This is a genomic window from Novosphingobium sp. CECT 9465, from assembly GCF_920987055.1.
Taxonomy (GTDB): Bacteria; Pseudomonadota; Alphaproteobacteria; order Sphingomonadales; family Sphingomonadaceae; genus Novosphingobium.
In genome coordinates this window covers 3,644,760-3,663,835 of the sequence record NZ_CAKLBX010000001.1, presented here as the reverse complement: position 1 = coordinate 3,663,835, position 19,076 = coordinate 3,644,760, and the positions used below count along the sequence as shown (strand labels likewise).

General features: G+C 59.5%; 14 protein-coding genes and 5 pseudogenes. 6 read left to right on the top strand and 13 right to left on the bottom strand.

From position 1 onward, the window contains the following. Positions 1 to 208: 208 nt before the first annotated feature. Entirely contained in the window at positions 209 to 2,200 is a 1,992-nt protein-coding gene (locus tag LUA85_RS17850; RefSeq protein ID WP_231471928.1) for a peptide MFS transporter, read from the bottom strand. A 186-nt stretch (positions 2,201 to 2,386) separates the two neighbouring features. Between LUA85_RS17850 and LUA85_RS17845 the strand changes: the two genes are divergently transcribed. The 3 genes from LUA85_RS17845 (at position 2,387) to LUA85_RS17835 (ending at position 3,988) form a co-directional block, all read left to right on the top strand. After that, positions 2,387 to 2,728, top strand: a complete 342-nt coding sequence (locus tag LUA85_RS17845) for a GntR family transcriptional regulator (RefSeq protein WP_231471639.1) — start codon at positions 2,387 to 2,389, stop codon at positions 2,726 to 2,728. 150 nt (positions 2,729 to 2,878) lie between these two features. Then, positions 2,879 to 3,160, top strand: coding sequence for an integration host factor subunit beta (locus LUA85_RS17840; protein WP_231471638.1), 282 nt, complete (start codon positions 2,879 to 2,881; stop codon positions 3,158 to 3,160). Positions 3,161 to 3,388: 228 nt separating this feature from the next. After that, positions 3,389 to 3,988: a hypothetical protein gene (locus tag LUA85_RS17835; protein WP_231471637.1), complete on the top strand. Its 600-nt coding sequence runs from the start codon at positions 3,389 to 3,391 to the stop codon at positions 3,986 to 3,988. On the opposite strand, the gene LUA85_RS17830 is transcribed toward LUA85_RS17835, so the two are convergent. Beyond that, the gene (locus LUA85_RS17830; RefSeq protein WP_231466483.1) at positions 3,960 to 4,127 is read right to left on the bottom strand and encodes a hypothetical protein; all 168 of its coding nucleotides are present in this window, start codon (positions 4,125 to 4,127) and stop codon (positions 3,960 to 3,962) included. The two genes, LUA85_RS17835 and LUA85_RS17830, sit on opposite strands and share 29 nt — an antisense overlap. Before the next feature lie 55 nt (positions 4,128 to 4,182). Here LUA85_RS17830 and LUA85_RS17825 point away from each other — a divergent pair. Next, positions 4,183 to 4,949, top strand: a protein-coding gene (locus LUA85_RS17825; protein WP_231466484.1) for an IS5 family transposase whose coding sequence is annotated in 2 segments (ribosomal slippage) — positions 4,183 to 4,495 and positions 4,495 to 4,949 — 768 coding nt in all. Because the reading frame shifts where the segments join, the coding sequence is not laid out codon by codon here. Positions 4,950 to 5,465: 516 nt separating this feature from the next. Here LUA85_RS17825 and LUA85_RS17820 read toward each other — a convergent pair. The 7 genes and pseudogenes from LUA85_RS17820 to LUA85_RS17790 form a co-directional block, all read right to left on the bottom strand. After that, the gene (locus tag LUA85_RS17820; RefSeq protein ID WP_230190284.1) at positions 5,466 to 6,401 is read right to left on the bottom strand and encodes an IS5 family transposase; all 936 of its coding nucleotides are present in this window, start codon (positions 6,399 to 6,401) and stop codon (positions 5,466 to 5,468) included. A gap of 238 nt (positions 6,402 to 6,639) precedes the next feature. Then, positions 6,640 to 7,188 (bottom strand): annotated as a pseudogene (locus LUA85_RS17815) (transposase); the annotation flags it as partial. Positions 7,189 to 7,255: 67 nt separating this feature from the next. Further along, positions 7,256 to 8,785, bottom strand: coding sequence for a group II intron reverse transcriptase/maturase (gene ltrA, locus LUA85_RS17810; RefSeq protein ID WP_008828485.1), 1,530 nt, complete (start codon positions 8,783 to 8,785; stop codon positions 7,256 to 7,258). A 637-nt stretch (positions 8,786 to 9,422) separates the two neighbouring features. After that, positions 9,423 to 10,243: pseudogene (locus LUA85_RS17805) on the bottom strand (helix-turn-helix domain-containing protein); the annotation flags it as partial. 52 nt (positions 10,244 to 10,295) lie between these two features. Then, on the bottom strand, positions 10,296 to 11,030 hold the full coding sequence (locus LUA85_RS17800) for a tyrosine-type recombinase/integrase (RefSeq protein WP_231471636.1): 735 nt from the start codon (positions 11,028 to 11,030) through the stop codon (positions 10,296 to 10,298). Then, on the bottom strand, positions 11,023 to 11,979 hold the full coding sequence (locus LUA85_RS17795; RefSeq protein ID WP_183956594.1) for a tyrosine-type recombinase/integrase: 957 nt from the start codon (positions 11,977 to 11,979) through the stop codon (positions 11,023 to 11,025). The genes LUA85_RS17800 and LUA85_RS17795 overlap by 8 nt, the downstream gene beginning before the upstream one ends. Next, entirely contained in the window at positions 11,979 to 13,220 is a 1,242-nt protein-coding gene (locus LUA85_RS17790; RefSeq protein ID WP_231471635.1) for a tyrosine-type recombinase/integrase, read from the bottom strand. Before LUA85_RS17790 ends, LUA85_RS17795 begins: the two co-directional genes overlap by 1 nt. A 171-nt stretch (positions 13,221 to 13,391) precedes the next feature. On the opposite strand from LUA85_RS17790, the pseudogene LUA85_RS17785 reads away from it, so the two are divergent. Then, positions 13,392 to 13,583: pseudogene (locus LUA85_RS17785) on the top strand (transposase domain-containing protein); the annotation flags it as partial. Between the two features lie 116 nt (positions 13,584 to 13,699). Further along, positions 13,700 to 14,057 (top strand): annotated as a pseudogene (locus LUA85_RS17780) (transposase); the annotation flags it as partial. Between the two features lie 29 nt (positions 14,058 to 14,086). Here LUA85_RS17780 and LUA85_RS17775 read toward each other — a convergent pair. From LUA85_RS17775 to ltrA (LUA85_RS17760), 4 genes and pseudogenes are all read right to left on the bottom strand, one after another. Then, the gene (locus LUA85_RS17775) at positions 14,087 to 14,803 is read right to left on the bottom strand and encodes a TetR/AcrR family transcriptional regulator (RefSeq protein WP_183956591.1); all 717 of its coding nucleotides are present in this window, start codon (positions 14,801 to 14,803) and stop codon (positions 14,087 to 14,089) included. A gap of 238 nt (positions 14,804 to 15,041) precedes the next feature. After that, complete coding sequence (locus LUA85_RS17770) at positions 15,042 to 16,391, bottom strand: IS1380 family transposase (RefSeq protein WP_371823702.1); 1,350 nt, start codon at positions 16,389 to 16,391, stop codon at positions 15,042 to 15,044. Positions 16,392 to 16,657: 266 nt separating this feature from the next. Beyond that, positions 16,658 to 17,206: pseudogene (locus tag LUA85_RS17765) on the bottom strand (transposase); the annotation flags it as partial. Positions 17,207 to 17,273: 67 nt separating this feature from the next. After that, positions 17,274 to 18,803, bottom strand: a complete 1,530-nt coding sequence (gene ltrA, locus LUA85_RS17760; RefSeq protein ID WP_008828485.1) for a group II intron reverse transcriptase/maturase — start codon at positions 18,801 to 18,803, stop codon at positions 17,274 to 17,276. Positions 18,804 to 19,076 lie beyond the last annotated feature (273 nt).

The window sequence follows — 19,076 nt, the reverse complement described above, 5'->3', positions numbered from 1 at the left end:
TAATACCGATTGAATTTTTATGTATAACCACCTTGGCCCTAAGAGCAGAAAGTAGTTGATGCAGGGTTAATACAAATTAACTCCATGCGATACGGAAACCGTCAAATGATCAGACACAAAATGTGTCGTATCGGATGGATTGTTCGGTGCGCTGTGAAAAAGCGCATTCCAGAGCGCTGAAATCGCGTGTGGCATGGCGATTTGCAGGTCAGGTTACCCCGTGCATCAGCTTTCGGAGCGGGACGGCAACGATCAGCAGTACCAAACCGATGCCGACCGAAACCCAGCCGATGGTGGTGAACACACCGACATAAGTATCGAGGCTGACCTTGAGGTTGGTGACCTGCCCGCCGACCGTCTCGACGCTGGCGACCTGTGCGACCAGCCCTGCCACATATTGCGCGACGGCGATGGACAGGAACCACACGCCCATCATCATGCCCACGATGCGGGCCATGGAAAGCTTGGTGATCATCGAGAGGCCGACCGGCGAAATGCAAAGTTCGGCCATCGAATGGATAAGGTAAAGTCCGGCGAGCCAGACAAGTCCGACCTTGAACTGGGCGTCGGCGAACTGCGAACCCCATACGAGCAGCAGAAACCCGCCGCCCACGCCCATCAGCGCGATGGCGAACTTGAGCGGGATTGACGGTTCCAGCCCGCGTCGCGCCAGCACGTTCCACATCACACTGAACAGCGGGGCCAGCGTGACGATGAACAAGGCATTGAAGATCTGTGTCTGTCCTGCCGGCATGACATAGACGCTATCGCTGCCGAAGCCGCGCGCGCGCGCATAGACCATGCCAAGAAAGCCCGCGATCATGACAAGGGCAAAGCCGATGTTGAGCTTCGTCCGTGTTGCCGCAACCTCACCCTGTCCGAAGAACCAGGCCAGCGCCCAGCCCAGGCCGCCCAGAAGCACGGCGAAGAAAACGTAATAACTGGCCTGGATTGACTGGAACATTGCGAAGAGCGGGCGTGTCCAGCCCACTTCCAGCATGGTGTTGCGTTCGGCAAACAGGGTGAGCGAGGAACCGGCCTGTTCGAACAACGTCCAGAACACGGTGTTGAAGACGATCAGCACCATTGCTGCGACCATCATCTGGAATTCGACGCGGTTGCCTGCCGTCAGCGCCCAGATCAGAATACCCGGAACTGCGATCAGGAAGGTGCCGAACATCAGCTTGCCCATGATCGGCAGGCCAAGAACGTACCCGGCAAGGCCTTCGCCCGCTTGTGGGGGAACGTAGGCCATCAGGTTCATGAACAGGAGCCAGAACAGCGGGACGCACACCAGCGCTGCTCCATAAATCAGCCAGTCCTTGCTGGCATCGGCACCCACAGGTCTTTCGCCGTATCCATCGAGGCGCCCGCCATCGAACTGGACCAGCAGCCACGAGAAGGTCATGCCCAGCGCGGCAAGGCCGAAGCCCGCCCACCAGCCCACCGCTTCAGCCAGGATCGGGCAGAAGAACTGCGAAATCAGCGAACCGAGGTTGATGCCCATGTAGAAGATGGTGAACCCGGCATCGCGCCGCCTGTCGCCTTCGGCATAAAGCGTTCCGACGATCGTGGAGATATTGGGCTTGAAGAAGCCGTTGCCGACAGTGACGATCGACAGACCGATCAGCAGCACGGCGACGTAGAAGGGGGACCGTTCGCCATCGGACTCAAAGCCGCCGGCCGCAATCCGCCGTGCTTCCGTACCGTCTGCGGCCTTCAGCGAGACCGACTTGTCCTCGTTCCCGATGATTTCGAGGCGCTGTCCGCCCATTTCGAGCGAGCGGACTTCGTCGCCGCCGGTTTCGGAAATGCTCACGTCATAACGCTGGCCGTCAATCGTGGCATAGGGCCGCGCCGCATCGCCACCGAAGCAGAGCATGAAATAGCCCAGCGCCATCAGGATCGCGCCGAACTTCACCGAGCGCTTCGAGCCGAGATAGCGATCCGCCATCAATCCGCCGATCAGCGGGGTAAGATAGACCAGCGCCGTGAATCCGCCATAAATGCCGGTGCTGGTCGTGTCGTTGAACAGGAAATGCTTGGCCAGGTAGAGCGTGAGGATCGCCCGCATGCCGTAATAGCCGAACCGTTCCCACATCTCGGTGGTGAACAGGCGCTTCAACTGGGCCGGATGGCCAAACCAGTCTCCATGCGACTGCTGCGGAATGGCGGGTGCGCTGATGTTGTCCTGAGCCATGCGGCGGGCGTTCTCGTCTTTGTTGGCGGTTGCCGTGCGCCTCTCCTGCGCAAGGCTGACCGGCATTAGTGGCACGAACGCAAACGGCAAGAAACTATTTTCAATCGCAACCATTCCGGGCTGACGCCACTGGCGCGGGGAACGCCGCCATTGTGCGCCTCGCTGTATTATGGCAGTGCATCACCCATGAGCAGTGCTTACCGCCCCGTATATCTGCGCCTGCGTGACGAGATCTGCATCGGTATCCTTGAGGGTCGCTATGCCGAGGGCACGATGCTGCCATCCGTGCGCGCCTTTGCAGCCGAACAGGGTGCCAATCCCTTGACGGTGGCCAAGGCGTACCAGCAGTTTCAGGACGAAGGCCTGGTGACCGTGCAGCGCGGGATCGGCATGTTCGTGGCCGCCGGTGCGGTAGCTGCCTTGCGGGCACGGGAGCGCGAGTCGTTTCTTCGCGATGAATGGCCCGAAATTGCCGCGCGGATGCGTTTGCTTGGCCTGAAGGCGGCAGACCTTGCAGAAATGGCCTGAAACGGTCCAATTCTGTACCATAAAGTCGATATCCATCGATTGTAATGCCGGTTCCCGCGTGGCAGGATCGCAGAATGCGGCCGTTCGGGGGTTCGGGCGCAGGGATCGTCAATTGGGGGACGCCTGCGGGCGTCTGGCGGAGGGTATCGAATGATAAGGTCGGAGCTGTTGCAGGCGCTCGCAAAAGAGAGCCCAGGCATGCGCAGCGAGGAAATCGAACGCGTGGTCGATGTATTCTTTGACGAGATCGCCAAGCGGCTCGCCGAAGGGGGACGGGTGGAACTGCGTGGTTTTGGCGCATTTTCCACGCGCGAACGCGATGCGCGCAAGGGACGCAACCCGCGCACTGGCGAAACCGTGGAAGTTCCGGGCAAGCGCGTACCCTATTTCAAGGCAGGCAAGGAAATGCGGGTCCGGCTGAACGCCGACTGATACGCCCGCTTTCAGTACCGGCATGCACAAGCCGCCGCAACCGGGCGTTGCGGCGGCTTTCATGCTGTGGCAAGCGCATCGAACATATGCGGACGTGGCGGAATGGTAGACGCCAGGGACTTAAAAGCACTGATTTTACTTGATTTTTCCCAGTTTTCTGCCATTTTTATAGGGCAATGAGGTTAGCACACAGCTAGCACATTTTAGCGCAGCAGGAGGCGCTACCCTATGGCGGAGGCTATCCACGAAATCCTTGGCGGCAAGGTACAGCTCTTCCAGCGGCCAAACAGCAAGCGGTGGCATTGCCGGGCCAGCATCGGCGGCGCGCAACACCGCCACAGCACCAAGCAGACTTCACTGGCTCAGGCGAAGGACGTGGCCGAGGACTGGTATCTGACCCTCGCAGGCAAGGCTGCACGGGGCGAGATCAAGACCGGCAAGACCTTTCAATTTGCGGCTGAGCGTTTCTATGTGGAATTCAAGATACTCACCGAAGGGCATCGCAGCCCTGTCTATCTCCAGCGGCATCGCGACCGACTCGACCTCTATCTGATACCCTTCTTCGGCAATAAGGTTCTGACAGAGATCACTTCCGGGATGATTCAGGACTACCGAATCGACCGAATGACTAAGGGCAGCTTCAGCAAGCCGAAGGTTGGCGAGCCTACCGAACTCGCCAAACGGCCTCGCAACGGCAAGCCCCCTGCCCGCAGCACACTTCATCAGGAGATTGTCTGCCTGAGGCAGGTGCTGAAATATGCCCGGCGCCATGGGTGGCTGGAATTAGGCCGTGAACCCATTAACGCGACGGTGTCTGAGCCTTCTTGATCTGTCGCACCGCCCAGATGACAATCGGAATTGTCAGAATCAGGAACACGATAAGTCGGGTGTTCCACTGCTCACCGCTGAAGAATGCGATCAAGGCAGCGGCAAAGAAGAATAGCGTCCAAGACATCCAGGGCTTCATAGGGTTCATCGTAACACGCCTTTCCTTGTTGAGCGAAAGCTGATTCAGGGACTGGATGAGCCGATATGACCTGACCGATTTCGAGTGGCGTGTGATCGAACCAATGTTGCCCAACAAGCCTAGAGGCGTGCCACGTGTCGATGACCGGCGTGTGCTGAATGGCATCTTCTGGGTGCTGCGGTCAGGGGCGCCGTGGCGAGACTTGCCGGAACGCTATGGCCCGCGCACAACCTGCTACAATCGCTTCGTGCGATGGCGAAAAGCCGGTGTGTGGGATCGAATGATGGACGCCATCACCGCCGCCCATGATGGCGATATCCAGATGATCGACAGCACTTCCATCCGGGCGCACCAACAGGCTGCGACGGCAAAAAGGGGGATCGAGATCATTGTCTCGGTCGCTCCCGAGGCGGGCTCACCACCAAAATCCACGCGGTCGTCGATGGGCAAGGCCTCCCGATCCGGCTCAGCCTGACTGCCGGGCAAAGCCACGACGGGCAAGCGGCTGACGATCTACTCAATCACGTTGGCGCCGGAACAATCGTGCTGGCAGACAAGGCGTATGACGCCGATCGTATCCGAGCGTCTCTCCGCGAAAAGGGATCGTTTGCCAACATTCCGCCCAAGGCAAACCGGAAGTCGAAACCGTACTTCAGCACATGGCTGTACCGCGAGCGGAACCTGATCGAACGCTATTTCTCCAAATTGAAGCACTTCCGCAGAGTAGCTACCCGCTACGACAAGTTGGCCGAAAACTTTCTGGCCATGGTCCAACTCGCCTCAATGCGCCTGTGGCTGCGCGTTTATGAGTCTACGGCCTAGACCGTCAGAGTAATTAGGGTCAGCAACGATCGAATCGTGCCGGGTTTGCGAGAGCCACCAACTCCTCACATGAGGGTTTTGGGGTCAAGGAGTTCATCACGTTAATCCATCCTTCTCGTCGGCATCCAAGGTCTGAGCCCCGGTATCCGGACCCTGTACAACCTCACATCCGGTCGCCGCTCTGAACGGCTGCACCAACATCCCGCTTTCTACGGGCATAGTCTGATCCTCCCGTGGGAAGACCATGAACACCGCGTTCGCCGCCAAGACCCAAGAGTGTCATCTCTATCTAGCGGAGGGGTGTCATTTCTATTTAGCACTGCTTTCCATTTGAAGGGCGAGTTCCGTGGCTTGCATAACACTTCAGCCAGGGTTGGGGCTCGCCCCAACCCTGGCTGACCTAATTTACGAGACCTGTGCGCGGGTGGGTGTAGAAGACTGAAAAGCCATCTGTTTTTGGTCTTTAGTGCGGGTTGCGCTGCTTCCCGATCACTCAGGCACAGGCTGTAGTTTCCTTTATGCCTGGGCCGCGAGAATGTTCATCGTGCGCTTGAGATTGTAGTCGATGGCGGTGAGGTGGACCTGGATGGCGGCTTTGGCGAGACCTCGCCATCGCATTCGGCGCAGGCCATAGGATCGCTTCCACGTCCCGAAGATCTTCTCGATCCGTCCGCGAATGCGATGGATGGGTTGGTTCCATTCATGGAGCTTTCGCAGTGTTTCCTGTTCGTCGCGGCCCCATGCGCCCGTAGCGACGATCCGCGGTACGCCACCCTTTGCAAAGACTGCGTCACGGAAATGATTGCCGCGATAGGCACTGTCAGCAAACACCTCGCCGGGGTTGTCGGGCAGCGCATCGGGACCGGCCTTGCCATCGTTGATATTGGCAGAGGTGATCGATACTTCCTCAACCAGCGCTGTATCGGCGTCCGCTCCAACATGGGCCTTGAAGCCATGAACAGCCCGCTTACCCTTATGTTTTACCCAACGGGCCTCTTCATCGTCTTCGCTGGCGGACGCGATAATCGTGGCATCGACCAGTGTTCCGGTCTTGACCGTCACTGCTTTCGATTTGAGCTGAGCGGTAACGATATCAAACAGCGATCGATCCAGCTTATGCACGACCAGCAGCCTGCGATATCTGACGAACGCGGTGCGCTCGGGTGTCGCCTCATTTGCCGAAAACCCGCAGAAGCGGCGAAACGACGCGCGATCATCGAGCGCCTCAGCCAATTTCACGTCTGACAGGTCGTACCAGATCGACAGTAGCAGAGCTTTGAACATGGCAAGTGGCGGCCAGGCGGGTTCGCCTTTGGCTGCGCAATAGAGCGGATCCAAAACCGCAGCGACTGACATCCAGTCGATCAGCTTGCCAAGCTCGTCCAGCGTTGATGACGCCCCTGCGCGTCCGGCAAATCCAAATCGCTCCTGACCAATCGAACGATGTGCCACGCCCAACTCTCCTCTTCGGAAAACCAATTGAATCAGGAATAAATGCCCTTGTCTACACCCACCCGCGCACAGGTCTCTTAACCGGACGTTCAAGGATGCCTGGATTCTTGAGGCCTGCGGCGGCTACCGCGAGATCCAAGCGCTGGGTGACGTTGGAGCGGGACTGTCCGTCGTCAGAACATTCGGCACAACTCGCGGCGTAAATTAGCGGAGTGCGGACCTCGTCTGGGGGTTGATGTTAGGCGGCGAGCTTGCGGTGTTGCAAGCGCCGATGTTCGATGGTCTGTCGCTTGATCCTTTCGCGCTGTTTGATGATGGCTGGAGCCCTGCCGAAGTAGGCATCGGCGGGCGTCACGTTGTTCAGGCTCTCGTGGTAACGCTGGTGGTTGTAGTACTCGACGAAGGCCTCGATTTGGGCTTCGAGGTCGCCGGGCAAAAAGTAGTTTTCCAGCAGGATGCGGTTTTTCAGGGTTTGGTGCCAGCGCTCGATCTTGCCCTGGGTTTGCGGGTGCATCGGGGCACCGCGCACGTGGCTCATCTTCCGGGCCTCAATGTATTCAGCCAATTCGCCGGCGATGTAGCTGGGGCCATTATCCGACAACAGCCTGGGCTTGTGCAGCACCGTGGCGCTGTCGCAGCCCGATGCGCCAAGGGCCAGGTCGAGCGTGTCGGTCACATCCTCGGCGCGCATGTTGGTGCACAGTTTCCAGGCGATAATGTAGCGCGAGAAGTCGTCGAGCACGGTCGACAGGTACATCCAGCCCCACCCGATGATCTTGAGTGGAGTAGGAAGCGCATAAGCGCTTCCCCTCCCCGAACCGTACGTGCACCTTTCAGCGCATACGGCTCTCTATTCAACCTTGGTCCAAGGCCATGGCGACATCACGATAGCGGGAGGTGACGGTGTTTCGGAGCTCGTCCCGATAGATGTAGGGATTTCGCTCCGGATTCCGCCACCGGAACTGCATCTTCTGGCTTGTGACCAGTCGTCGCAGCGCCTTGCCGACGGCATTGCCCTGATTGCTTCGACCGTAGACCAGCCACGTCTTCGATTGGCCGGTTTCCGGCATGCGGTACCATTTACGCATCAAAGGCTTGATACGGGACCGGTACTTCTGCGCCAACCAGTGCGCCATTTTCCAGAACACGACGGTGTCGATGCGCCGGAATGTGCGCGCCGTGAAGTCGGTGAACCTGTAGAACGCAGCCCATCCCGCCAGCTGGCGGTTCAGACCGTCGATCATGTCCACCGCGGCAACCTCATGATTGCCGGAGAGAGCCTCGACCAATCGGCGAGCGAAGGTCTTGGCCTTCTCCTTGGGTATCGTTGAGACCACGGACATGCGTCCGCTCGATCCCCGCCTGCGGATAATCCGGTGCCCGAGGAACACGAACCCGTCGTCGACGTGGGTGATATGGCTCTTGTCCATATTCAACGTCAGCTTCAGGTCGTCTTCCAGAAAGGCCCGGCATTCCTCGCGGATGGCCTCGGCATGTGCCTTGGTGCCCTTGACGATGACAACGAAGTCATCGGCGTAACGGCAGTAGGCGACAGCAGGTTTCCATTGCCGGTTCTCGCGAACCGTGATGGGGCGCCCCTGCTGGATGCCGAAGTTCCATGCCCAGCGATCCTTTCGCGCCTTGTCGCTCAGGTATTTCGCCTCCAGCCACGCATCAAACTCATGGAGCATGATGTTGGACAGGAGCGGCGACAGCACGCCGCCTTGCGGTACACCTTCGCTTGAGGCGACGAACAGGCCACGGTCGACGTGGCCCGCCTTCAGGAATCGCCAGAGCAGATCAACAAACCGATCATCCCGGATTCGCCGCCGAACGCAGCGAAGCAGAAGCCGGTGGTGGACCGTATCGAAGTAGCTCGCCAGATCACCTTCGATGATCCAGCGGCCCCGCGCTCCGGCACCACTATCCTGCAACTGTATCTTCACGGTCCGGACAGCGTGATGCACGCTGCGTTCCGGCCTGAAGCCGTAGGAGAGGCGATGGAAGTCGCTTTCCCAGATCGGCTCCATGGCCATCAGCATCGCGCGCTGGACGATGCGGTCTTTCAGGGTCGGGATACCAAGTGGTCGTTTCTTGCCATTGGCTTTCGGGATATAGATTCGCCTGACCGGCTGCGGGTGATAACTCCCCGTCAGCAAGTCCGTTCGCAGACTGGCCAGCTGTTCTGCCAGTACGGCCTGCATCCGTCGCTTGTCCATTCCGTCGATGCCCGGCGTATTGGCGCCACTCGACGCCAGCACGATCCGAGCCGCCTCGGCAAGCCACGCCCGATCGGCAATGAGCCGGAGAAGGCGATCGAACTTGCGGTTCTGGTCGCTCTCGGCCCACGTCGCGAGCTTGTGCTGCATTTCGCTGATTATCAAAGGTCTTCACCTCGTTTGGTCAGGTAGTTTGCACTTCAAGCTGATTGAACTGTCCCCCTTCGCCATGTGACAGGCTTTCCCTGTCGCGGACTACTACGGGGACTCCGCCAGCACGGTGGACATCGGGGCCAACTCCCTTGGCATTCCATCATGCCTTCCCTCGTTCATATGCTGGACTTTCGCGCGCTGGGGAGGCTGCCGGTCGCAGTCCTTGTCCTTGCGTCCCGCAAGTCGATGCCGATGCCATGGCCTGGCTGCATTCTCTCCATGGCTCCATGCGGACGGGCTACATTTCCGGCCACATTCGGATGTCGCCGACATACGTCTCCGGCGCCATCATCAGCATTCCGCCTGTTAAGCCGTGTAGGCGAAGGCGACATTTCAGCCCTCGGATGCGGATTAACCGGTTCGTGTTCCTCAACCTTCCAGCGCTACAGCCTCGGGGACCATCTCGGCGTAACGGCTTCGCCTCAATCCCCTTTACCTGCGGGCTACGTCACCCTGCCAGTTGACGGCAGGTCACCGCCGCTTGGGCTCATGCCCCCTCACAGCAGAGGGCAAGGCATTCGTTCAGTTCCTCCTTTCTCCTTTGCATTCCAGTCATATGCACCCCGGACCATCCGGGACGAGGCGCACAGTAGGTAAAATCAGTCTGCCACATCTCGTTTACCCGCGTGGTCTTGGTGTGGAACTGATCGGCGGCCTTGATCACGACATAGGCCGGGCTGGTGATCAGATCGTGGGCCTTCAACAGACGGTAAACCGTGGCTTCCGACACGAAGTAGCGCCTCTCATCGGTAAAACGCACCGCCAGTTCCCGGGGGCTTAGCTCGGACTGCCCCAGCGCCAGCTCGATGATCTGATCATGGATGTCAGGCGGGATCCGGTTCCACACCCGGCTCGGTGTCGATGGCCGATCCTCCAGCGCCTCCGGGCCGCCTTCGAGGAACCGGTCGTACCAGCGGTAGAAGGTCCGACGGGCAATGCCGAGCTCGTCCAACGTGTGCTTGGCTGGTAGGTGCGATTGCTCGACGATCCGGATGATCTCGAGCTTCTCCGATGCTGGATACCTCATTCGTCGTCGCCCCCATCCGCGATCATACTTTTTTTGAGCAGACGGTTTTCGAGCGTCAGGTCGGCAACGCATTCCTTCAGGGCACGGGCTTCGCGGCGCAGGTCCTGCACCTCGCCGGTGGTTGCGGCACGGGCAGTGTCGCCAGCCAGGCGACGCTTGCCCGCTTCCATGAACTCCTTCGACCAGGTGTAATACAGGCTTTGGGCGATGCCTTCCTTGCGGCACAGCTCGGCAATGCTGTCCTCGCCGCGCAGGCCATCCAGCACGATCCTGATCTTGTCTTCGGCCGAGAAGTGCCGACGGGTCTGCCGCCGGATGTCCTTCACCACCCGCTCGGCAGGGGCCTTCATCGGCGATTTTTTTAAGGAGTGTTGGGGCTTCATCTTCGTTCCTTCGTCACTACGACGAAGCCCCAACACTCCTTAAATCACAACCTCAAATCTGTGCCATTGGTGCTGACGGGGAACAGGAGCGGGACATCCGGCCACCGCTGCGATTTGGGAAAAGAATGCTCTCTCCAGTAGGATCGCCGATCCGGCGACGCCACGACTTGATGAGTGCGGCGGTGGGTCGCCAGAGCGGCACGCTTCGTTCTTTACGTCCCTTGCCGCGCAAGTGGACAGCAGGTTGGCCTTCAAGCACGACGTCCCGACACCGGATGCCGATCATCTCGGAAACGCGGGCACCGGTATTGTACATCATGCTGAAGAATGCCCGATCGCGTTGTCCAGCCCAACTGGCCCGATCCGGGGCTTCGATGATGGCACCAATCTCGGCACGAGACAGAAAACCGACCATCGGCCGATCGAACCGCTTGAACGGAATTGCCAGCGCTCGCTCAATCGTGGCCAGCGAGGCAAGGTCGTGGTGCGACGCGAACTTCAGGAACGTCCTAATTGCGGCCAGGCGTGCGTTGCGGCTTCGCACACTATTGCCGCGCTCCTTCTCCAGATGATCAAGGAAAGCGAGCAGCATTGGCGCGTCGAGATCGGACAATGTGATGGCGCTGGGCGTTCGCTTCAACGCCGTGGCAGCGTAGTTGAGGAGTAGGCGCAGGGTATCCCGATAGGCAGCGATGGTCTGAGGGCTGACGGCACGTTGCTCTATGAGATGATCCATGAAGAAGCGCTGCACCAGCGTCGACAAAGTGGGGGCGGCGTGTTCAGCCATTGCCTTTCTCCCCGAATGCGAAATCTTCGAACCGATTGCCAGCAGCAGCCATCAAATCCGGGATGCCGGTCAGATACCAATAGGTGTCCGATATCTTCGCATGGCCGACGTAGGTGGAGAGCGCGGCGATTGCATTATCGATATCGGCACCGTCAGCTCGCCACCTCTGGATGCGTCGACAGATGAATGTATGGCGGAAATCATGGATGCGGACTTCGGGGTAGGCACCGCGAGCAACGATCCCTGCTTTGCTGCGCAACCTCTGGAAGGTCCAATGCGCGGCACGCGATTTTAGTGATCGTTCTGGCGTCGAGACGAAAAACGACTGCTCCGCAGCGCGCGGCAGGAATCGGTCCCGCACGGCCAGATAGTCGGCAAGAGCACTGGCGGTGGTTGAGTGGAACGGCACATGCCTCGACTTGCTGAACTTCGTCATCCGAACCGTCAAACATCGACTTCCAAGGTCTACGTCGGCGCAGCGCAATTTGATCGCCTCGGAAATGCGCAAGCCGGTTGCGGCGATCAAACCATAGAAAGCCTCGTATGCGGCGGGTCGCAGGCCGCCCACTGGTTCGAGATGACGTGCTGCAGCAAGCAGCGCCAGAACCTCTTCCTCGGTGTAGATGTGAGGGGTGGCCCGGCGCTGGGATTTGCCGAATATCTGGGTTTGCGGAAACTCCGTGGCTGGATCTTCTCGCAACAGATAGGTCGCGAAGGGCCGAAGGGCATCAAGCCGCCGAGCCCACGCGCGCGGCCCATCGGTTCGGGCGTGTTCCTTTGCCCACTCGACCACGAGCTCTGTTGTCAGAGATCCCTTGCGGTCAGTGCCATCGAAGAATCGAGCGAAGGAGCGTAACTGGCTCGCGCTCGGTCCATTGGTGCGAAACCCCAAGACTCGCCGTTCAGCAAGAAAGGCCTCGACGTGCGTTGCCATCATCCTGGTTGTCATCACACCCTCCCAGGCCAGGGCAACGCCACGGCAGACAGCCGGTGGAGATCGATCTTGGTGTAAATCTTCGACGTGTCGAGGCTCTGGTGCCTCAAGATATCGGCAATGTGCTTCATAGGCGTACCATCGCGGAGCAGTCTGCTTGCGATACTGTGGCGAAGCACGCGCGGATCGGTTCGATGCCATCCGCATCGAGCGAAGGCGGCGATCACTGCGTGCTTGGCGACGCCCGCCTTGATGGGGACGTCATAGGGCGCGACGTGTCGAACGAAGATCGCGCGGCTGTTGGTCTGGGGGCGTTCATGGCGCAAATAATCTGCGATCGCGTCACCAGTGGCGGTAGGCAGTGGAAGGCTATCGGTGAAATGCGTCTTGGTTCTGGCTATGCGAATGATCCCGTTCCGCCAGTCAACGTCGTCGATCCGCAGCTTGGCGACTTCGGAGCACCTGAGTCCAAGGTCGGTGATGCATCTCACCATCGCATAAGCGCGCCGCCGGGACGGCAGTCGATCATCAAATGACGCGAGTACCGCATCAATCTGGGCCGGTGATAAAACGTCGGGCAACGCCGCCAAGCGCCAATGCGCCACGCGAGGGACCTCCCGTACAAGCTTGCCAACGTCGTCGCCCAACATCTTGCGAAACTTCAAATAACAGCCGACCGCTCCACCGGCGACGCATACTGCACCGGCACTCCAACCTCGGCCTTCGCCCAGGATAAAACGCCGAACGTGGGCAGGATCGAGCTTCTCAGGATCAATCTCGCTATTGCCAAACCGTTCGAGGAGCAATCGGCGAACGATCTGAATCCGCTGCCGCCGTGTCGTGTCCGCCAGACCGCCGACATCCCGCATGTGGCGATCGAAAGCCGCCAGCTCGCTGCTGAGGCGATCCTTCTGTTCCGCAGGAGGAATCTGGCCCTGAGCGCGAAGCACGTGCAAGAGATGACGAATAGCCGCGCGCAGCTCGTGGCGCAGTTTACGCACGGGCGGGCGGCATGTGCAAAACGGCAAATGGGCGTCGAGAAACTGCTGCTGCGCAGCCTCATCGATCAAAATAAGGCCCACATCTGCCTCGGAGGCCCACTTCGCGAAGTGAGCGACGCAGGCCAAATACACGCGCACGGTGTTGGGATGATACCTGCCTGCCCGAAGATGAGCGACATACTCCTCTTCGACCGATGCGATGACGCTGCTGGATAGCCACCGGCGCGGCTCAGGCTGTAAAAGATCGGACCTCATGAAAACGCTCCTCTCCAGATGGTTGGGCGGAGAGGGACGGTATTATGTGCAGATGGTATCGGTCATGCTGCATCGCAGGCGACAGAAAACCGCGCGGTCAACATCGCAGGCAATCTGTACCTGCACATAATCCGGCGCTTCGCATAATTGCGGTTATGGAAATGTATGCATAATCGAAAAAATGCGCTCTTCGCCGGCTCTGACGAAGGCGGCAACTGGGCGGTCATCGCCACCCTCATCGAAAACTGCAAGCTGAGCGACATCAATCCCCACGAATGGCTGACCAAGACAATGACCGCGCTCGCCAACGGCTACCCGGCCAATCGCGTTCATGAACTCATGCCCTGGATCTACGTGGGCTGAGAACAGCGCTCATGTTTCGTGAAAGAGGTTGGTTCGCCCTACACTGGTGCTCCGAGGGTTGCTCGGGTGGGCCGAGCCTATCCTCACACGAGGAGGACGAACCGTGGAACATCTAGGGCGCAGGGCTGGTGCTGCCCTTCTACAATACCGAAACCATGACACTGCACCTGACAGAGATATCGCCCCCCGTCGCCCCTGGCGCTCACGTGGTCGTGCTGATGGACCAGGCTGGGTGGCACATGACCGGACAGCTCGTCGTGCCCGATAACATCAGCATCATTGCTCTGCCGGCAAAATGTCCTGAATTGAACTCGGTCGAGAACATCTGGCAGTTCATGCGCGACAACTGGCTCTCCAACCGCGTCTTCCTACGACAACGTCATCGACCACTGCTGCGAGGCTTGGAACAAGCTCGTCGATCTGCCTTGGCACATCATGACCATCGGTCGCCGCAAATGGGCGCGTGGGTCATGATCAATGCAGGTTGGTATCACCCACGCGGCTCAGCGACTTATCGACCGCAGAATAAAGTCAATCGCATATTCCCGCCAGAATGCAGTGCCGCGCTCCTCTAGTCCAAAATGCTCATTGTAGCGCGTCAACATTCGGCGGGATGAGACGCTGCCCGAGACAATTATAAGGATCATAAACTCAAGTGCCGCAGTGTCGACATGCGGGCCGAACAATCCGGCATCTTTCCCACGATTTAGCACGCTATCAATTTTTTGAGACAATGTATTGCACAGCACAGCGACTTCTGGTGCACGACCGATTTGCGCGCCGTCATGAAGGCTCTGATCTATTGTCACGATCGCGGTTGCCTGATCGGTGGAATATCTATCATAAAGAGCACCGATATACTGGCGAACAGCATCCACAGGCTGCAAGGAATCATAGTCTATTGCTAGGAGTTTCTCATATGTTCCTTTAGCAATGTCTCGAAGTACCTCGCTGTATAATTCATCCTTGCTGGCGAAATAGAAATAGACAAGTTGCTTAGTTACCCCCGCGCGTCGGGCTATATGCTCAACTTTTGCACCCTCAAACCCAGACAGGGCAAATTCCTCTCGGGCGGCGGCCATGACTCTCAAAATTTTGGACGCGGGATCGTAACGTTCTCTACCCAAAAGCTGCCGTTTCGTCGTTTGTTTAGCCAATGCACCCTCCAAACGATCTTTTGAATTTGACTGCCCTATATCCGATTGATCGGGCGCAGTCACCGGTCAGTTGGGCTCTCCCTTGCGGATCAGCCGGCAACATGGCCCTCAGCGGGGCGATTCGCCTCCTAGCCTGTCTTATTCATGAGCCCGCTGCACATTGGTGTTTTGGGTTTGGTGGGTCGGTTGCCGCGTGATGTGGGCGAGCGCCGGCGGCGGCGTTTTTCACCGTGCCAGGAGCGATGGGCTTTTCGAGATTGAAGGACGAGGGCTCGGGCTTTGTGCGGCACTGCCGCACTGGCTATGTCGGTGCTGGCCGGAGACTGGTGGTGATGGCTTTGAACACGCCGGCATCCGGGCAGGCTGACGCGAAGGCGATACGGATGCGCGATGCGGTTTCGATGACGCGGGCGGCGACCTTGAGCAAGCGCAGGCGTAGCGTCGCGAACTCGGCAGCGGCCAGCGCGGTGGTCTTGGGGACAGCCTGCTGGATGCGCCACATCAGCCAGTAGGCAGCGGTGTGCAGGATGATGCGCATCTGATTGGCATTGGCCGAACGGCACGAGGTGCGATCGCTGGCGAGCTGGGATTTGTGGCGCTTGATCAGATTCTCGGCCTGGCCGCGTGCGCAGTAGAGCGTATCGTAGATGTGCTCAGCCGAACCCTCAGCCAGCGAGGTGACGACATAGCGGATATCCATGCCCAGCGTGCTGGCCTCGATCCGAGCGACGACGCGGCGCTGGCAGTTCCAGCTTTTGGCACCGTAGCGGGTCTCGGCATAGCTCCGCAGCACCGGATCCTGGGCCTTGGCCCGCTTGACCGCGCAGGCATCGGCGAGGGCAACGATAGCCGGATCGGCACGCAGGGCGGCATTGGTCGGCAAGCCGAACACGTAATCGACGCGGTGCGCTTCGCAGAAGGCCATGACTTCGGGGCGGCCGTAATGCCCGTCGCCCCGGATGGTGATGTGGGTATCGGGCCAGTGCCGGCGGATATGACGCACCAGGCGCCGGATGTGGCCGGCAGCTTCGGCGCCCGATGGCGTCTTGCCGGTGCGCAGCAGCATCGCCACCGGACGGCCGGTCGCGGTGTCGTAGACGTGGATCGGCAGAAAGCAGCGCTCACCGTGATGGCCATTCCAGAACGAGAGCTGCTGATAGCCGTGGACGACATCGCAGGTATCATCAATGTCCAGCGTCACCGCCGCTGGCGGGGCCGGATAGCTGGCACAGTAAACCCCGATCATCTCGGCCATCATCCGGGCCAGCTCACGCGTGCTCGGCGCATTCTCCCAGCGGCTCATCGTCGGTTGGCTGGCCAACCCCGCGCCCGATCCCGGCAACTTGCCCAGCGCCAGGCGGAACCCCGGATCGTCGCGCAGGGCGTCGAGATCATCGGCATCCTCATAGCCGCAGGCAATCGCGAACACGCGGGCACGAAAGATGTCATCGAGGCGATGGATCACCCGCACAGGGTCACGCGGATCGGCAATGCACGCCGCAAGCCTCCGGCAAATCCCCATCGCACGCTCGGCCTGCGCCAGCAGCAGAACGCCGCCGTCCGAGGTCAGGCGGCCACCGTCAAACGCAGCTGTGGTCTTCTTCCCGCCAACCGCTGGGAATCGGAATGAGGTTGCGATATCGTCGTTCATGGCGGGTGTGGCCTGTGGCATTTTCTGCCCTGCGGCAGGTTCGGACTAGACACCCAGTTCCTAATTCAGATCAGAGGCTTATGCCACTCCCGCCAACCCCTCAAGCCACCCTCCGTGAATAAGAGCGGCTAGTGAGGACGGCGCCCCTTTGCAGACCGGTACCATCGCTACGGCCAGGCACATACTGCCCAATGTCCGTCGTCAGAACATTCGGCACAACTCGCGGCGTAAATTAGCGGAGTGCGGACCTCGTCTGGGGGTTGATGTTAGGCGGCGAGCTTGCGGTGTTGCAAGCGCCGATGTTCGATGGTCTGTCGCTTGATCCTTTCGCGCTGTTTGATGATGGCTGGAGCCCTGCCGAAGTAGGCATCGGCGGGCGTCACGTTGTTCAGGCTCTCGTGGTAACGCTGGTGGTTGTAGTACTCGACGAAGGCCTCGATTTGGGCTTCGAGGTCGCCGGGCAAAAAGTAGTTTTCCAGCAGGATGCGGTTTTTCAGGGTTTGGTGCCAGCGCTCGATCTTGCCCTGGGTTTGCGGGTGCATCGGGGCACCGCGCACGTGGCTCATCTTCCGGGCCTCAATGTATTCAGCCAATTCGCCGGCGATGTAGCTGGGGCCATTATCCGACAACAGCCTGGGCTTGTGCAGCACCGTGGCGCTGTCGCAGCCCGATGCGCCAAGGGCCAGGTCGAGCGTGTCGGTCACATCCTCGGCGCGCATGTTGGTGCACAGTTTCCAGGCGATAATGTAGCGCGAGAAGTCGTCGAGCACGGTCGACAGGTACATCCAGCCCCACCCGATGATCTTGAGTGGAGTAGGAAGCGCATAAGCGCTTCCCCTCCCCGAACCGTACGTGCACCTTTCAGCGCATACGGCTCTCTATTCAACCTTGGTCCAAGGCCATGGCGACATCACGATAGCGGGAGGTGACGGTGTTTCGGAGCTCGTCCCGATAGATGTAGGGATTTCGCTCCGGATTCCGCCACCGGAACTGCATCTTCTGGCTTGTGACCAGTCGTCGCAGCGCCTTGCCGACGGCATTGCCCTGATTGCTTCGACCGTAGACCAGCCACGTCTTCGATTGGCCGGTTTCCGGCATGCGGTACCATTTACGCATCAAAGGCTTGATACGGGACCGGTACTTCTGCGCCAACCAGTGCGCCATTTTCCAGAACACGACGGTGTCGATGCGCCGGAATGTGCGCGCCGTGAAGTCGGTGAACCTGTAGAACGCAGCCCATCCCGCCAGCTGGCGGTTCAGACCGTCGATCATGTCCACCGCGGCAACCTCATGATTGCCGGAGAGAGCCTCGACCAATCGGCGAGCGAAGGTCTTGGCCTTCTCCTTGGGTATCGTTGAGACCACGGACATGCGTCCGCTCGATCCCCGCCTGCGGATAATCCGGTGCCCGAGGAACACGAACCCGTCGTCGACGTGGGTGATATGGCTCTTGTCCATATTCAACGTCAGCTTCAGGTCGTCTTCCAGAAAGGCCCGGCATTCCTCGCGGATGGCCTCGGCATGTGCCTTGGTGCCCTTGACGATGACAACGAAGTCATCGGCGTAACGGCAGTAGGCGACAGCAGGTTTCCATTGCCGGTTCTCGCGAACCGTGATGGGGCGCCCCTGCTGGATGCCGAAGTTCCATGCCCAGCGATCCTTTCGCGCCTTGTCGCTCAGGTATTTCGCCTCCAGCCACGCATCAAACTCATGGAGCATGATGTTGGACAGGAGCGGCGACAGCACGCCGCCTTGCGGTACACCTTCGCTTGAGGCGACGAACAGGCCACGGTCGACGTGGCCCGCCTTCAGGAATCGCCAGAGCAGATCAACAAACCGATCATCCCGGATTCGCCGCCGAACGCAGCGAAGCAGAAGCCGGTGGTGGACCGTATCGAAGTAGCTCGCCAGATCACCTTCGATGATCCAGCGGCCCCGCGCTCCGGCACCACTATCCTGCAACTGTATCTTCACGGTCCGGACAGCGTGATGCACGCTGCGTTCCGGCCTGAAGCCGTAGGAGAGGCGATGGAAGTCGCTTTCCCAGATCGGCTCCATGGCCATCAGCATCGCGCGCTGGACGATGCGGTCTTTCAGGGTCGGGATACCAAGTGGTCGTTTCTTGCCATTGGCTTTCGGGATATAGATTCGCCTGACCGGCTGCGGGTGATAACTCCCCGTCAGCAAGTCCGTTCGCAGACTGGCCAGCTGTTCTGCCAGTACGGCCTGCATCCGTCGCTTGTCCATTCCGTCGATGCCCGGCGTATTGGCGCCACTCGACGCCAGCACGATCCGAGCCGCCTCGGCAAGCCACGCCCGATCGGCAATGAGCCGGAGAAGGCGATCGAACTTGCGGTTCTGGTCGCTCTCGGCCCACGTCGCGAGCTTGTGCTGCATTTCGCTGATTATCAAAGGTCTTCACCTCGTTTGGTCAGGTAGTTTGCACTTCAAGCTGATTGAACTGTCCCCCTTCGCCATGTGACAGGCTTTCCCTGTCGCGGACTACTACGGGGACTCCGCCAGCACGGTGGACATCGGGGCCAACTCCCTTGGCATTCCATCATGCCTTCCCTCGTTCATATGCTGGACTTTCGCGCGCTGGGGAGGCTGCCGGTCGCAGTCCTTGTCCTTGCGTCCCGCAAGTCGATGCCGATGCCATGGCCTGGCTGCATTCTCTCCATGGCT

Coding starts and splice junctions, on each gene's coding strand:
- LUA85_RS17850 (WP_231471928.1), bottom strand. CDS start 2,200: ATGGCTCAGGACAACATCAGCGCACCCGCCATTCCGCAGCAGTCGCAT.
- LUA85_RS17845 (WP_231471639.1), top strand. CDS start 2,387: ATGAGCAGTGCTTACCGCCCCGTATATCTGCGCCTGCGTGACGAGATC.
- LUA85_RS17840 (WP_231471638.1), top strand. CDS start 2,879: ATGATAAGGTCGGAGCTGTTGCAGGCGCTCGCAAAAGAGAGCCCAGGC.
- LUA85_RS17835 (WP_231471637.1), top strand. CDS start 3,389: ATGGCGGAGGCTATCCACGAAATCCTTGGCGGCAAGGTACAGCTCTTC.
- LUA85_RS17830 (WP_231466483.1), bottom strand. CDS start 4,127: ATGAAGCCCTGGATGTCTTGGACGCTATTCTTCTTTGCCGCTGCCTTG.
- LUA85_RS17800 (WP_231471636.1), bottom strand. CDS start 11,030: ATGGCTGAACACGCCGCCCCCACTTTGTCGACGCTGGTGCAGCGCTTC.
- LUA85_RS17795 (WP_183956594.1), bottom strand. CDS start 11,979: ATGACAACCAGGATGATGGCAACGCACGTCGAGGCCTTTCTTGCTGAA.
- LUA85_RS17790 (WP_231471635.1), bottom strand. CDS start 13,220: ATGAGGTCCGATCTTTTACAGCCTGAGCCGCGCCGGTGGCTATCCAGC.
- LUA85_RS17770 (WP_371823702.1), bottom strand. CDS start 16,391: ATGAACGACGATATCGCAACCTCATTCCGATTCCCAGCGGTTGGCGGG.